This window comes from Arthrobacter sp. USHLN218 (genome assembly GCF_037144715.1).
In the GTDB taxonomy this organism is placed as follows: domain Bacteria; phylum Actinomycetota; class Actinomycetes; order Actinomycetales; family Micrococcaceae; genus Crystallibacter.
Map to the genome: position 1 here is coordinate 20,056 of NZ_JBBCYT010000006.1, position 14,571 is coordinate 34,626.

Here is a 14,571-nt window from a genome sequence, read left to right on the forward strand (position 1 = left end):
GCGCCATGGTCTAGACTCCGGACTAAGCGGTCCAACACGGCAAGGAACTGGTCATGATTCCGGACATCAATTTCTGGGGCGTCCTGGTCGCCACCGTCTCCAGTATGGTGGTCGGCTCCATCTGGTACACGCCCAGGGTCTTCGGCAACTACTGGATGAAGACGGCGAACGTCTCCCCGGGCGGCGACGCCAAGGACGCCGTCCGGCCGATCATCCTGACCCTCATCGTGAGCTTCGTCAGCGCCTGGGTGCTGGCGGGCGCGGCCGCTATCGCCCAGGACTTCTACGGCGGCAGTTTCCTGTGGAACTCCGTCCTGACCGCGCTGATCCTGTGGGGCGGCTTCACAGCGGCACGGTTCATCACCCACGACGCCTTCGAGGGCCGTCCCGCCGGCCTGACCGCGCTGAACTGCGCCCACGAGCTCGTGACGTTCCTGGTCATGGCACTGATCATCGGCCTGTTCGGCATCGGTGCCGCCTGACCGAGGCGGGCAGGCGGCACCGGAGGGCGGGGCCCGGCGCTACGCCACCAGGCTGCGCAGCACCGGCACGGCGCCGTCTTCTTCCACGGTGCCGGTGACCTCGTGGGCGACGGCGGCGACCTCCTCGGGCGCCTGCCCCATGGCGATCGCGCGGGCGGCCCAGTCAAGCATCTCGATGTCGTTCCGGCCGTCTCCCATAGCCACGGTCTGGGCAGGGTCGATCTCCAGCTTGCGGCGCAGGGTCTCGAGGGCGCTGGCCTTGGTCACGCCGTTGGCGGCGATGTCCAGCCACGCCGTCCAGCCAACGGAGTAGGTGACGCCGTGCAGGCCGGCCTCGTCGATGGCTTCCTTGAATTCCTCGGGCGTGTTCTCGGTGCTGAACACGACGACGCGGACCGCGGTGGATTCCAGCATGGTTTCGAAGTCCACGCCGTCCGCCTCGACGCCGAAGCTGGGGTCCTGGAAGCGCTCGGTGGAGAGGAAGCTGCCCTCATCGTCTTCCAGCGCGAACTTTGCCGTGGGCAGCTTGCTCCGCAGTGCCCGGAGCGCCGGTCCCGGGTTGAAGGTCACGCGGTCGACCACTTCGTAGCCGTCCTCGAGGCCGGCATCGATCCGCAGGGTCACGGCGCCGTTGGAGCAGACGGCGTAGCCCTTGGTCAGGCCGATCAGCTCGATGATGGGCAGCGTGGCCCCCAGCGACCGGCCGGTGGAGACGACGACTTCGTGGCCGGCGTCCACCACGGACTGAGCGGCCTCGCGTACGGCCGGGCTCATGTGCCCGTCATGGTTCACCAGGGTTCCGTCCACGTCCAGCGCCACGAGGCGGCGCTCTTCGGTCGAAATCCCGGCGGGGCGGTTTCCTTCTGCTTGCCGGTCTTCGCTGCCGGCAGTTGCTTTATCAGCTGTAGTTGTCATGGATCAAGTGAACCAGACGCACCCTACGGCAGGGTAGGGAATGGGTCACACTACGTGAACCCTCGGTGAACCCTGGCTGTACCGGAAAGCCGCCCCGCTAGGGACCTATTCGAGGACCGGGATCACTTCCAGGCCGCCGAGGTACGGGCGCAGCGCGGCCGGCACGGTGACCGAACCGTCGGCGTTCTGGTGGTGCTCCAGGATCGCGACGATCCAGCGCGTGGTCGCCAGGGTGCCGTTGAGCGTCGCAACCGTACGCGTGCTCTTCTTCTCCTCGCCGCTCAACCGCTCGCGCACGTTCAGGCGGCGGGCCTGGAAGGTGGTGCAGTTGGAGGTCGAGGTCAGCTCCCGGTAGGCGTTCTGGGTCGGGACCCAGGCCTCGCAGTCGTACTTGCGGGCGGCTGAGGTTCCCAGGTCGCCTGCTGCCGTGTGGATGACGCGGTAGGGCAGCTCGACCTTGGCGAGCATTTCCTCTTCCCAGGCGAGCAGCCGCTCGTGCTCCTTGGCCGCCTCCTCGACCGTGGTGTAGGTGAACATCTCCACCTTGTTGAACTGGTGGACGCGGATGATGCCGCGGGTGTCCTTGCCGTGCGAGCCGGCCTCGCGCCGGTAGCAGGAGGACCAGCCGGCGTAGCGCAGCGGGCCGCCCGAAAGGTCGAGGATCTCGTCGGCGTGGTAGCCGGCGAGCGGGACCTCGGAGGTCCCCACGAGGTAAAGGTCGTCGTCCGCCAAACGGTAGATTTCGGCGTCGTGCGCTACATCGAAGCCCGTGCCCTGCATGGTCTCGGGACGCACCAGTGTCGGCGTGATCATTGGGGTGAAGCCGGCGGCCACGGCCTGGTCCATCGCCATGTTCAGCAGGGCCAGTTCCAGCCGGGCGCCCATGCCCTTGAGGAAATAGAAGCGCGCGCCGGAAACCTTCGCGCCGCGTTCCATGTCGATGGCGCCGATCAGCTCGCCGATCTCCAGGTGGTCGCGCGGCTCGAAGCCGTCGCCGGAGAAATCGCGCGGCGTCCCTACCGTCTTGATGACCTCGAAATCGTCCTCGCCGCCCGCGGGAACGCCGTCCTCGACCACGTTCGGGATGCTGCGGACCAAGGCGTCCTGGGTTGCCTGGGCGGCCTCGGAATCGGCCTGCGCTGCCTTGACCGACGCGGCCAGCTCCTTCACTTCGGCGAGCAGGGCCTGCTTTTCTTCGCCCTTGGCCTGCGCCACCTTCTTGCCGAAGGCGTTCTGCTTGGCGCGCAGGGATTCGTAGCGCGTAATGGCTTCGCGCCGGGACGCATCCGCCGACACGATGGCATCGATCAGGGACTCATCGGCGCCGCGGGCTCGCTGCGACGCTCGGAAAACCTCGGGATTGGCGCGGAGTTCATTGACATCGATCACCTGCTAAGGGTACCGAACAACAGCCGCCGGGCGGCGAGCAAGGCGGACAGTTGCGGCCGCTATCCTAGGAGCATCATGGACACGCAGTGGATGATCGGCCTCGTCGTCGTGATCGCGGTAGTGGTCATTCTCGCCAGCTGGCTCGGCGCGCGCCGCCTGGCGCCGCGCTCGTCCAAGGTGCTTCCCGCGCCTGCGGAGGACGGGCGCAGCGCCCCGCAGCAGGTCGCCTTCATCCTCAATCCGATCAAGAACTCAGCGGACGAGGCACGCGCCAGGCTGGGCGAGGCCTGCCAGGCGGCCGGGTGGCCGGAGCCGCTCATCCTGGAAACGACCATCGAGGACCCGGGCCACTCACAGACCCGGCGCGCCCTGGACGCGGGTGCCGACGTCATCCTGGCCGGCGGCGGGGACGGCACCGTCCGGGTCGTCACCAGCGAACTGGCCGGCACCGACGTCCCGTTCGGCCTGGTTCCGCTCGGCACCGGCAACCTGCTCGCCCGCAACCTCGGCATGGACCCGGGCAACCTGGAGGCCAACATTGCCACGGCACTGCACGGGCAGGTCCGCCGCATCGACATGGCCACCATCGCCCTGGAGAACACGCGGACCGGGACGAGCACCCGGGACACGTTCCTGGTGATCGCGGGCATCGGATTGGATGCGCAGGTCCTCGCCGACACCAAGGACGACCTCAAGAGGAAGTTCGGCTGGCTCGCCTACTCGGAGGCGGGCGTCCGCAACCTCCCGGGCAAGCGCAAGAAGGTCCGCATCAGCATCGACGACGGCCCAACGCACACCGTAAGCATCCGCAGCATTCTGTTCGCCAACTGCGGCAAGCTGCCCGCCGGCATCGACTTCATTCCGGAAGCCAATATCGACGACGGCGAACTCGACATCGTCGTGATGAGCCCGCGCAACACGTTCGGCTGGGTCCGCATCGCCGCGAAGACCCTGCTGCGGCACAGCGTGCCGATTCCGGTCCTCGAATTCCACCGCGGCCGCAAGGTCAGGGTCGTCGCGCATGAACCGATGGGCACCCAACTGGACGGCGACCTCTCCGGCGACGTCACTTCGCTCACCGTGGAGGTGCAGCCCGGCGCGCTGGCGGTGCGGGTCCATCCGGGCACGCTCGAGGCCATCGAGGCGACCACCTACCCGTACGAAGCCGAGGAATTCTAGGTCCTCATAACGGCGGCAGCCCCGGGCCGCCCCTGAAGGGGCCCGGGGCTGCCGCCGTTGGTGGCGCGGAGGGCCTCAGGTGTCCTGCCCGCCGAGGTTGTACGGATCGTCGCTCGCGTCGGCCTCGTCCGTGTTGCGCAGTTCGTCGCCGGGGACGTCGGTGGCTGCACGTTCCTCGTCCATCCCGGGAACGTCCTCGAGACGGTCGTCCAGGCCTTCACCCTGGGGCTCCGGGAATTCGCCGTGGCTCTGCTGTTTGATTAGCTCCTGCTCCTCCGCGAACCGAAGGTCGTTGCCCAGGTCGCCCGCATCGCCCGAGCGGGACTCGCTGGCCGTCTGCTGGAGCTGCTCGTCGTAATGCTCTTCCTGTCCATCGTCTTTGCGATCGGTCATCATGCATCCTTCCGTTCGGTTGCTCGGGTCAGTAATGATCAGCCTACTGAGCAATGGTGCGTGATGTAAGTCCGCGGCGGGAACGGGGCCGACGAGCGGCGCCGCGGCGGTCTAGGCCGGCTCGAGGAGGCGGGCCACCCATTCATGCGCCTCGCGGAATGCTTTGTCCTCATGGTGTGCGGGAACGGCAGAACCGCGCCGGTCCGCCCGGGGGAAGGAGCCGAGGAACCGCAGGCCGGGACTGATCCTGTGCAGGCCGCGCACGGCGTCGGCCACACGTTCCTCCGCGAGGTGGCCGTCGATGTCGATGCTGAAGAAGTAGTCCCCGAGGAACTGGCCGGTGGGGCGGGATTCGATCCGGCTGAGGTTGACGCCGCGGCTGGCGAATTGCTCCAGGATGCCCATCAGCGCGCCGGGATGGTCCTCGGGCAGCGGCACGACCAGCGTCGTCTTGTCCGACCCGGTCGGCGCGGGCAAAGCCCCGGGAAGTCCGACCAGGATGAAGCGGGTGACCGCGTCTTCGACGTCGCCGATGCCCTCGGCCAGCACGTTCAGCCCGCGCTGCTGCGCCACGAGCGGCGCGCAGATAGCGGCATCGTAGGGGCAGTCGGCATCCAGCAGGCCGACCGCGGCGGCCGCAGTGGACGAAGCCGGGACATATTCTGCATCGGGAATATTGATGCTGCTCCACTGCCGGCACTGGGCCCAGGCGTGCGAATGCGTCGAGACCCGCCTGATGTCCGAAAGCCCCAGCCCCGGCCTGGCCCCGATGACGAACCGGATGGGCACGAGCTGCTCCCCCAGGATCATCAGCTGGCCGCCGGTGGCGATCGCGTCGAGGGTGGCGCTCACCCCGCCTTCCACCGAGTTCTCGATGGGAACCATGGCGGCCGTGGCACGCCCGGTCCGGACCAGTTCCAGGGCCGAATCCACGCTGCCGGCCGGGAGCCGTTCCGCGTCCTCGGCGCCGGCAACCTGCAGGAGCGCCGCCTCGGTGAAGGTGCCCTCGGGGCCCAGGTAGGTGTAAGTCGAGCCCATTACTTGACCGTGGGCTCCAGGCCGTTGTCCGCCACCATCGGCTTCCCGGCTTCCAGCCAGGCACCCATGCCGCCGGAGACATTCATCGCGGAATAGCCGTTCCCCACCAGCCACTGCACCACCCGGAACGAGCGGCCGCCGCTGCGGCAGATGACGTAGACGTCCTCGTCCGGATCCAGCTCCTCGACCCGCTCGGGCAGGTCGTTCATCGGGATGTGCAGGGCGCCTTCGATGTGCCCGGCTTCCCATTCGTAGTCTTCGCGGACGTCGAGCACCTTGGCGTCGGCGCCGATGCTTTCCACATCCACGTTCTCGATCTCGGTCATGGGGTCCCTCCGTAACACTCACAGATTCGGCTGACGATCTGCCGCCGCCTCCAGCCTATAGTGGGAGCACGCCCTGCACCTTACGAAGACAGAGGTACCGATGGCTGCCGACCACCCCACGATCCTCGCCACGTCCGGTGGCTACAAGTCCGGCGGACGCACCCGCCTCGAGTTCAATCACCTGGTCCACCATGCCGTGGAACTCTCCGGCTCGACCGGCCGGGCGCCACGCGTCACGCACCTCGGCACCGCCGGCGGGGACCAGCGCTGGTTCGCCGCGGAACTGGACGAGGCGGCCCGGGTCGCGGGGTTCGACCTCTCGCACCTGAACCTGTTCAGCATGCCCAACGTCGAAGACATGGAGGGGCACCTGCTGCAGCAGGACGTCGTCTGGGTCAACGGAGGATCCGTGGCCAACCTGCTGGCCGTGTGGCGCATGCACGGGCTGGACGGGATCTTCCGCCGGGTCTGGGAGGCCGGGGTCGTCCTGGCGGGCGTCTCGGCGGGCTCCATCTGCTGGTTCCGCGGCGGCACCACGGATTCCTTCGGGCCCGAGCTGCGCGCCGTCACGAACGGACTGGCCCTGCTGCCCTACGACAACGGCGTCCACTACGACTCCGAGCCCCGCCGCCGGCCCCTGGTCCACCGGCTCGTGGCGGACGGCACCTTGGGCGAAACGCACTGCACGGACGACGGCGTCGGGCTGGTGTACCGGGGCACGATCCTCGCGGAGGCGGTTACCGAGGTGCCCGGAAAGCTCGCCTACCGGGTGACGGCGAAGGCCGGCGACGGCCCGGAGGCCGTGGCCCACGAGGAGCCGATCGAGGCCCGCTATCTGGGTTAGCAGCGGCCTCGCGGGGCTGGGGAACGGCGCTCTTGTAGTGGCTTCGGCGCTGATCGTCCTGGTGCTTGCGTGGCTGTTGGCCATGATCGCCCGCCGCGTGCTCGGCGTCCCCGTGGGCTGGCCGCGCTCGATCGTGGTCGGCGTCCTGATGATCGTCTCTTTCGGCGTCATGGCGCAGTACCTGGCCACGAGCGCGAACATCGGCGGAGTGGACGGGTCGGCAGTCAAGGTGCCGGCCGCCGTCGTGCTCATGTTCCTCACCCTGGCAGTGGTCTGGGTGTTCGCCCTCGGCGTCGCGATCCTCGTCGGGCTGGAAGTCGCCCTCCCCACCGGCTCGCTGCCGAAGCTGAGCAGCCTCTTCCGCGGCTGGCGCGCGCGGCGGCAGCGGACCCGGCGCTACGCGGAGGTGGTCGGCATCGCGATGCGGCACGGCCTCGGGTCGCAGCTGCGCGGGCTCAACCGCAACTCGCGGCACGAGAACGAGGAAGAAACGGCGCTCCACCTGCGCCTGGCGCTGAACGAGGCCGGCGTGACCTTCGTGAAGCTGGGCCAGATGTTGTCCACGCGCCGGGACCTGCTCTCCGAGCCCTACATCCGCGAGCTATCAAAGCTGCAGACGCACGCGGAGCCGGAGCCGTGGTCGGCCATCGAGCCGGCGATCCGGACGTACCTGGGCCGCGACCTGGACGAGGTCTTCGCCTGGGTCAATCCCGAGCCGCTCGCCTCGGCCTCGGTCGCCCAGGTCCACGAGGGCAGCCTGCTCTCCGGTCAGGTCGTGGTGCTGAAGGTGCAGCGGCCGCTGGCCCTGCGGCAGGTGCGCCGGGACATGGACATCGTGCTGCGGATGGCGAACTGGCTGGACCGCTCGGCGCCGTGGGCGCGCACCATCGGCGTCAAGGGCCTGGCCGAGGGCTTCGCCGCCTCGCTGCGCGAGGAGCTCAACTACCACGTGGAGCTGGAGAACATGCGCAGCGTCGGCGCGTCGCTGGCGGAGGCCGGCGTTGGGGACGTCCGCGTGCCGCATGCGTACGAAGAGTTCTCCGGCAGCCGGCTGCTGGTGATGGACAAGCTGGAGGGGCGGCCGATTTCGCACGCCCGCGGCATCCTGTCCGGCATGACCGAGGAGCGCCGGCATGAGGTGGCGACGAAGCTGCTCTCGGCGACGCTGACCCAGATTGTCGATTCCGGGGTCTTCCACGCGGACCTGCACCCGGGCAACATTTTCCTGCGCGACGGCGGCGGCATCGGGCTTCTGGACTTCGGTTCCGTCGGGCGCCTGGATCCTTCGACCCGGCATTCGCTCGGCACGCTGCTGTACGCGGTGGAGAAGGACGACAGCGTCGCCGCCACGGATGCGCTGATCGAGCTGCTGGACCGGCCGGAGGAGCTCAACGAGCGGGCGCTGGAGCGCGGCGTGGGCCAGCTGCTGACGCGGTACCGGACGGGCTTCGGCGGACTCGGCAGCCGCAGCATGTTCACGGTGCTGCTGAACCTGCTGGTGCAGCACGGCTTCGCTGTCCCGCCGCAGATCGCCGCGGCCTTCCGTGCGCTGGCGGCGCTGGAAGGGACACTGGGGCAGGTGTGCCCGGGGTTCGACGTCGTTGCCGCGGCGCGCGCGGAGGGCAAGCGCATGATGGCCCACCAGTTCCGGCCGGGAAACCTGAAGGACCAGCTCGAGAGCCGGGCCCTCCAGCTGCTGCCGCTGCTGGAGCGGATGCCCAGGCGGCTGAACAAGCTGACCGAGGACCTGGAGCAGGGCCGCTTCTCGATGAACATCCGGATGCTGGCCGACCACCGGGACCGGCACTTCCTGGACACCCTCGTCCAGCAGGTGGTGGTGGCCCTGCTGGCCAGTGCAGCGACGCTGGGCGCCATCATCCTGATCGCCAGCGATACCGGTCCGATGCTGACCGAGAATGTACGGATGCACGCGTTCTTCGGGTACACCCTGCTGTTCGCCGGCTTCGTCCTGTCCCTGCGGGCGGTGGCGCTGGTCTTCCGCCGTCATCCGGAAAACAGCAGCTAAAACAGCAGCTAAGGTAATTGCGATGTCTGACCTGTACGAACTCACGGCCGTGGAGCAGCGGCTGGCGATCCGCCGCGGCGAGGTCGGCGCACGCGAACTCACCGAGCACTACCTGGCCCGGATCGGGTCCCTCAATCCCGAGCTGGGCTCCTTCATCACCGTCACGGCGGAGAACGCGCTGGACCGGGCGCGGGCCGCGGACGAGTTCCAGGCGCACGGCGGGCTGCTGCGGCGGCTGCACGGGCTCCCGCTGGCCTTCAAGGACCTGACGGACGTGGCCGGCGTGAAGACCACGCACGGCAGCCGTGCCGTGGACCATGCGCCGGCGGCCTCCAACCACACCCTGGTGGAGGTGCTGGAGCGGGCCGGCGCGATCAGCCTGGGCAAGACCCAGGTGCCGGAGTTCGGCCTGACCTCCTACAGCGAGAACCGGGTGGCCCCGCCGGCACGCAATCCGCAGGCACCGGCAACCAGCGCCGGCGGATCCTCGGGCGGCAGCGCGGCCGCCGTCGCCGCCGGCATGCTGCCCTTCGCCCCCGGTTCGGACGGAGGCGGATCCATCCGGATTCCGGCGGCCGCGACGGGGCTGGTGGGCCTCAAGCCCGGCCGTGCCCGGGTGCCGGCAGGCTCCTCCGGGGACGATCCGGGGCGGCTGGTGGTCGCCGGACCCCTTGCGCGCACCGCCGAGGACGCCGGGCTGCTCCTCGATGCGATGGTGGACGAGCCGCTGGCCCGCTCCCAGTTCGGCCCGGAACCCGACTTCCTCGGCGCCGCCCGGCGGGCCGAGGGACGGTTCCGGATCGGGGCGAGCACGCTCTCGCCCTTCGCCACCCGTTATCCGCTGTGGCTCGAACCGGAAGCCCAGGCCGCGTTCGACCGGGGCACCGCCCTCCTGGCAGGACTCGGCCACGACGTGCTCGACACGGATTTCCGCTACGACAACCGCTACCCCGAGGCCTTCACGACGGCGTGGACCTCCAGCCTGGCGCACCTGCGGATCCCTGCCAGCCACGAACCGCAGCTCATGCCGCTGACCCGCGCCTTCCGCCGTCGTGCCCTGGGACGGAGCCCGGCCGAACTGGACCAGGCCCTCGCCGTCCTCGCGAAGTTCCAGGAGGACACAATCGCGCAGTATTCACGGTTCGACCTAGTGCTGACGCCGACCCTGGCCATGACCCCGCGTCCCGTCGGCTGGTACACGGAGCAGACCGCCGAGGTGGACTACATGCGCCAGTGCCAGTACTCGCCCTACAGCTCCATGGTCAACGTATGCGGGCTGCCCGCTATCACCGTGCCCGTTCTCACCACCCCGGCAGGACTTTCGATGGGCATCCAGCTGATCGGCCGGACCGGATCCGAAGCGCAGCTGCTGGCCGTCGCCGCGCAGCTCGAAACAGTGCGCTGACAAGGGACGACTCCCTACCACTGGTGTCCGCGGGCAACCAAGAATATGACAATGAATGAACATCGGTGGCAAAATTGATCGAATGAGTCAAATTTCCCCGTCTACCCGCGTGTCACAAACCGCGGGAGGCAAGACGTTCTTCGGGCACCCCCGAATGCTCGCCAACCTCTTCTCCGTGGAACTCTGGGAGCGCTTCTCCTTCTACGGAATGCAGGGCATTCTCCTGTACTACATGTACTTCTCGGTGGCCGAAGGCGGCCTCGGGATGGACGAGGGCCTGGCCACGGGACTGGTCGGCGCGTACGGCGGCGGCGTGTACCTCTCCAGCATTCTCGGCGCCTGGATTTCCGACCGGCTGCTCGGTGCGGAGAAGGTGCTCTTCTACTCGGGCATCATGATCATGTTCGGCCACATCGCGCTGGCCCTGGTCCCGGGCGCCGCCGGCCTCGCCGTCGGCCTCGTCCTGGTGGCCGTCGGCTCCGGCGGACTGAAGGCCACGGCCACCTCGCTGGTCGGCTCCCTGTACGCGGAGAAAGATGAGCGCCGCGACGCCGGCTTCTCCATCTTCTACATGGGCGTCAACATCGGCGGCCTGATCGGCCCGCTGCTCACCGGCCTTGCCCAGGTCAGCCTCGGCTTCCACTACGGCTTCGGCCTGGCCGCGCTCGGCATGGCCATCGGCCTCGGCCAGTACGCGCTGACCCGCAAGAACCTGCCGGAGGAGTCGCACTACGTCGCCAATCCCCTGCCGCGCAGCAAGTACGGCCGGATCGCCGCCGTGGCGATTGCCGTCGTCGTTGTCATTGTGCTGGCCGTGGCACTGGGCCTGGTCACCGCGGAGAACCTCGCCCCGATCATGGCGTGGCTGGCGATCATTGCCGCCGCCATCTACTTCGTGGTGATCCTGTCCAGCAAGCGTGTCACGCCCGTGGAGCGCGGCCGGGTCTACGCCTTCATCCCGCTCTTCATCGCGTCCGCCGCGTTCTGGGCGCTGTTCCAGCAGCAGTTCACCGTGGTGGCGCTGTACGCGGACAAGCAGCTGGACCGCACGCTGTTCGGCTGGGAAATGCCGGCCACCTGGGTGCAGTCGATCAACCCTGTCTTCATCATCATTTTCGCGGGCATCTTCGCCGCGATCTGGACCAAGCTCGGCCCCAAGCAGCCCGGTTCACCGCTGAAGTTCGCGCTGGGCCTGGCCATCATGGGCCTGGCCTTCCTGGCGTTCATCCCGCTGGCCGGCGGCGGCGCCAACAGCACCCCCCTGCTGGCGATGGTGGGCATCCTGTTCCTGTTCACGATGGCGGAGCTGTTCCTGTCCCCGACCGGCAGCTCCATCTCCACCAAGCTGGCCCCGGCGGCCTTCAAGACCCAGATGGTGGCGCTGTTCCTGCTCTCCATCTCGCTGGGAACCACGCTGGCCGGCATCCTCGCGGGCTACTACGATCCCGCCAACGAGGCTCCGTACTTCGGCTTCATCGGCGTGACCGCCATTGTCCTCGGCGCCGCCCTGGCCGTCGCCGCTCCGGCGATGAAGAAGATCATGGGCGGGGTCCGCTAGGTCCCTGCAACCGGAAATAACGACGGCGGTCCAAGCCGGAAGCATCGCGTCTTCCGTTTGGACCGCCGTGGTTTTTACCGGCAGAAGGTCAGGATTGAACCGCGGCCCCGAGGACGCCGATCATCAGGATCAGGGTCCAGAGGCCAACGACCACGTAGCCCATGATGAGGCCGCCGAGCGCCATGCCGCGGCCCGCCGGTTCGCGACCGAGCGCGATGTGGCCGAGCACGATCGCGGCGATTTGCGGCACGAGAAGGAAGCCGAAAGTCACCACGCCGACGATGCCGCAGACCAGCGCGCCGATGCTCAGGCCCTTCGGCTCCGGCGCCGGCTGGTAGTACGGCGGCTGGCTGTAGCCCGGGCCGCCGTACGAGTTGTGCTGCGGTGCGGGCTGCATGTCCGGGCCGGGCTGGTAGGAAAAGGGGCTGGCGCCGGGCGCGGGCTGGCCCTGCTGTTGCCCGGCCTGAGGATCGGTGTACCAGCCCGGGTGTTTGGGATCGTTGAACGGCGGATTCCTGTCCGCGCCCGCGCCTGACATGCTTGTTGCCCCCTCATGAGCGTGCTCCGGCGCCCGCAGACCGGCGGGTGCCGCTACCAGTCTAGGGCCGCGCGGCGGGCCGGGCATGGCGGTCAGGATCCCAGGCCGGGAGGATTCAGCTCGGAGTCCGGAACGGCTTCCGTCTCCAGCCCCCACCGGTCCAGGATCTTGGCGTAGACGCCGTTGTCGATCAGGTGGTCCAGCCCGGCCTCGGCCGCTTCGGCCAGGCCGTTCCCCTTCTTGGTGGTCACCGCGATGCTGGCCTTCTTGGGCCAGCCGCCGTCCACGAGTCCCACCAGCTTGGTCTTGCCGTCCGCCTTGGCCTTATAGGCGCCGGTGGCGTTGGGCCCGAAGTAGACGTCCGCCCTGCCGGACTGGACAGCCAGCGTGGAGGCCGAATCGTCGTCGTAATACAAGAACTCGACGGCCTCGAGCCCGTTCTTCTTGTTCTCCGCGTCCCAATCGAGCAGGATCTTCTCCTGGTTCGTTCCGGAGCCGACGATCACGCGCAGGCCGGCCACGTCCTTAGCCTCCTTGATCTCGCCGACGGCCGAATCGGATTTTGCGTAGAAGCCGAGCAGGTCGTTGCGGTAGGTGGCGAAGTCGAACTTCTGCTTGCGTTCCTCGGTGACGGTCACGTTGCTGAGCACGGCCTCGTACTTGCCGGACTCGACGCCCAGCGGCCAGTCGGCCCAGGCCACCGGAACGATCTGCGCCTGTAGTCCGAGGGAATCGGCGAGGGCGTAGGCGATGTCCACCTCGTTGCCCACCGGCGTCTTGTTGTCCGTGGCGTACAAGGCGAGCGGCGCGGCGAAGGGGCTGACGGCGACCGTAAGCCTGCCGTCCGCGCTGACCTCCTTCGGAACCAGCGCCTTGGCTTCCGCCGACTCGTCCGAGGTGAAGCGGTCCTGCTCCGGGGAAAGGTTGAAGTCCTGGGCGGAGGATGAGGCCGCGGGGCTTCCGGCCTGCTCCTGGCTCGCCGAGGCGGAGTCCGGGTCCGCGCAGCCGGCCAGGGCCAGCAGGGAGGTTCCGACGAGGGCGGTGCCGATCAGCGGGCGGAGCCGGCGGATGCGGCGGGCGGACGGCGTGGAGGGAGTGTTCATGGGTGGACGCTTTCGGTTCTGGGCGGGACGGGCTGGGTGCGGGCGGGGCCGGCTGGCAGGGGGCTGCCGGGGAGGTCGAGGCCGAGGTTTTCACGCAGCGTGCTGCCGCGGTACTCCGTCGGATAGACCCCCCGTTCCTGCAGTTCGGGCACCAGGTGGTTGACGATGTCGTCGAGTCCGGTGGGAATCAGCCACGGCGAGATGTTGAAGCCGTCGACCGCGCCCGCGCGGGCATACTTGGCCAGCAGGTCCGCCACCTCGGAATAGGAGCCGACGAAGGAGCCGTCCGTCCGGCCGGCCTTGGCGCGGACGAACTGCAGGATGCTCAGGCCCTGCTCGGCGGCCTCCCGGCGCCATTGGGCGGTCAGTTCGGCGGCTTTGGCTCCGTGGAATCCGCTGCCGCGGGTCTCGGAGGTCTCTTCGACGGCCGGGCCGATATCCGGCAGCGGGCCGTCCGGGTCGTAGCCGTCCAGCGGCCGGCCCCAGAACTGCTCGAGATACGCGATCGCCTGCTGCGGGCCGATCTGGAGCGAGCGGACCCATTCCCGCTTCTCCGCCGCCTCGGCGCTGGTGGCGCCGAGGATGAACTCGCTGGCCGGCATGATCCGGACCGCGTCGGCGGGCCTGCCGGCGCGCACGGTGCGTTCGGTGATGTCGGCCCGGAACGCCACGGCGTCGTCGAACCCCGGATGGCCGGAGAAGATGACGTCCGCCTGGCGGGCGGCGAAATCGCGGCCCTCCGCCGAGTCGCCGGCTTGGAACAGGACCGGGCGGTGCTGCGGGCTGCGTGGCAGCCGCGGGGTGTAATCCACGGTGTAGTGCCGGCCCTCGTGGCGGACGGGGCCGGCGGGCGCATCCGCGCCGGCCGCCCAGGAGTGCCAGATTTCCTTTGCCGTGCGGACGAACGCCTCGGCGTGGGTGTACCGGTCGGCGTGGTCCAGGTAGCCGCCCCGCCGGAAGTTCTCTCCGGTCCAGGCGTTGTCCGTGGTCACCACGTTCCAGGCGGCGCGGCCGCCGGACAGCAGGTCCAGTGAAGCGAGCCGGTGGGCCAGGTCGGCCGGGTCGTTGTAGGTGGTGTTCTGGGTGGCGACGAGGCCGATCCGGGTGGTGACCGCGGCCAGGGCGGCGAGCATGGTCTGTGCGTCCGGGCGGCCAGCGACATCGAGTTCGTGCGGGCGCCCGAAGTGCTCGCGCAGCCTCAGGCCCTCGCCGAGGAAGAAGGCGGCAAACAGGCCGCGCTCGGCGGTCTGCGCCAACCGGCGGAAGGATTCGAAGTCCGTCTGCGAGCCGGACTCGGGCAGTTTCCAGACGGTTCCGGAATTCACGCCCTGGAAGAAGACGCCGAACTGCAGCCGGCGTGGTGTGTTGGCCATGC

General features: G+C 68.8%; 14 protein-coding genes. 6 read left to right on the top strand and 8 right to left on the bottom strand.

Features of this window, described 5'->3' with window-relative positions:
- The first annotated feature begins 53 nt into the window (after window positions 1-53).
- Window positions 54-482, top strand: a complete 429-nt coding sequence (locus WFH44_RS14230) for a DUF1761 domain-containing protein (protein ID WP_336714576.1) — start codon at window positions 54-56, stop codon at window positions 480-482.
- Window positions 483-521: 39 nt separating this feature from the next.
- Here the strand turns inward: WFH44_RS14230 and WFH44_RS14235 are convergent, their stop codons facing one another.
- A complete protein-coding gene (locus tag WFH44_RS14235) occupies window positions 522-1,397 on the bottom strand; it encodes an HAD family hydrolase (protein ID WP_336714577.1) in 876 nt (291 codons plus the stop codon).
- Between the two features lie 105 nt (window positions 1,398-1,502).
- Entirely contained in the window at window positions 1,503-2,786 is a 1,284-nt protein-coding gene (gene serS, locus WFH44_RS14240; RefSeq protein WP_336714578.1) for a serine--tRNA ligase, read from the bottom strand.
- A gap of 75 nt (window positions 2,787-2,861) precedes the next feature.
- Here serS and WFH44_RS14245 point away from each other — a divergent pair, with 75 nt between their 5' ends.
- A complete protein-coding gene (locus WFH44_RS14245; RefSeq protein WP_336714579.1) occupies window positions 2,862-3,965 on the top strand; it encodes a diacylglycerol/lipid kinase family protein in 1,104 nt (367 codons plus the stop codon).
- A 75-nt stretch (window positions 3,966-4,040) separates the two neighbouring features.
- Here the strand turns inward: WFH44_RS14245 and WFH44_RS14250 are convergent, their stop codons facing one another.
- The 3 genes from WFH44_RS14250 to WFH44_RS14260 all read right to left on the bottom strand — a co-directional run bounded on the left by WFH44_RS14250 (window position 4,041) and on the right by WFH44_RS14260 (window position 5,722).
- Window positions 4,041-4,358, bottom strand: a complete 318-nt coding sequence (locus WFH44_RS14250) for a hypothetical protein (protein ID WP_336714580.1) — start codon at window positions 4,356-4,358, stop codon at window positions 4,041-4,043.
- Between the two features lie 111 nt (window positions 4,359-4,469).
- Window positions 4,470-5,396 carry a prephenate dehydratase gene (gene pheA, locus WFH44_RS14255; RefSeq protein WP_336714581.1) on the bottom strand — a complete coding sequence of 309 codons (927 nt, stop codon included), beginning with the start codon at window positions 5,394-5,396 and terminating at the stop codon, window positions 4,470-4,472.
- Window positions 5,396-5,722, bottom strand: a complete 327-nt coding sequence (locus WFH44_RS14260) for a rhodanese-like domain-containing protein (protein ID WP_336714582.1) — start codon at window positions 5,720-5,722, stop codon at window positions 5,396-5,398. The genes pheA and WFH44_RS14260 overlap by 1 nt, the downstream gene beginning before the upstream one ends.
- Before the next feature lie 100 nt (window positions 5,723-5,822).
- Here WFH44_RS14260 and WFH44_RS14265 point away from each other — a divergent pair, with 100 nt between their 5' ends.
- From WFH44_RS14265 to WFH44_RS14280, 4 genes are all read left to right on the top strand, one after another.
- Window positions 5,823-6,566 (top strand): peptidase E, encoded by a 744-nt coding sequence (locus tag WFH44_RS14265; RefSeq protein WP_336714583.1) that lies wholly within the window; start codon window positions 5,823-5,825, stop codon window positions 6,564-6,566.
- Between the two features lie 37 nt (window positions 6,567-6,603).
- Window positions 6,604-8,592: an ABC1 kinase family protein gene (locus tag WFH44_RS14270; protein WP_336714584.1), complete on the top strand. Its 1,989-nt coding sequence runs from the start codon at window positions 6,604-6,606 to the stop codon at window positions 8,590-8,592.
- Between the two features lie 22 nt (window positions 8,593-8,614).
- Complete coding sequence (locus WFH44_RS14275) at window positions 8,615-9,997, top strand: amidase (protein WP_336714585.1); 1,383 nt, start codon at window positions 8,615-8,617, stop codon at window positions 9,995-9,997.
- Window positions 9,998-10,079: 82 nt separating this feature from the next.
- A complete protein-coding gene (locus tag WFH44_RS14280; RefSeq protein WP_336714586.1) occupies window positions 10,080-11,555 on the top strand; it encodes a peptide MFS transporter in 1,476 nt (491 codons plus the stop codon).
- Between the two features lie 88 nt (window positions 11,556-11,643).
- On the opposite strand, the gene WFH44_RS14285 is transcribed toward WFH44_RS14280, so the two are convergent.
- The 3 genes from WFH44_RS14285 to WFH44_RS14295 all read right to left on the bottom strand — a co-directional run bounded on the left by WFH44_RS14285 (window position 11,644) and on the right by WFH44_RS14295 (window position 14,569).
- On the bottom strand, window positions 11,644-12,093 hold the full coding sequence (locus tag WFH44_RS14285) for a DUF4190 domain-containing protein (RefSeq protein ID WP_336714587.1): 450 nt from the start codon (window positions 12,091-12,093) through the stop codon (window positions 11,644-11,646).
- A gap of 92 nt (window positions 12,094-12,185) precedes the next feature.
- Window positions 12,186-13,196 (bottom strand): ABC transporter substrate-binding protein, encoded by a 1,011-nt coding sequence (locus WFH44_RS14290; protein ID WP_336714588.1) that lies wholly within the window; start codon window positions 13,194-13,196, stop codon window positions 12,186-12,188.
- Window positions 13,193-14,569, bottom strand: coding sequence for an NtaA/DmoA family FMN-dependent monooxygenase (locus WFH44_RS14295; RefSeq protein ID WP_336714589.1), 1,377 nt, complete (start codon window positions 14,567-14,569; stop codon window positions 13,193-13,195). The genes WFH44_RS14290 and WFH44_RS14295 overlap by 4 nt, the downstream gene beginning before the upstream one ends.
- Window positions 14,570-14,571 lie beyond the last annotated feature (2 nt).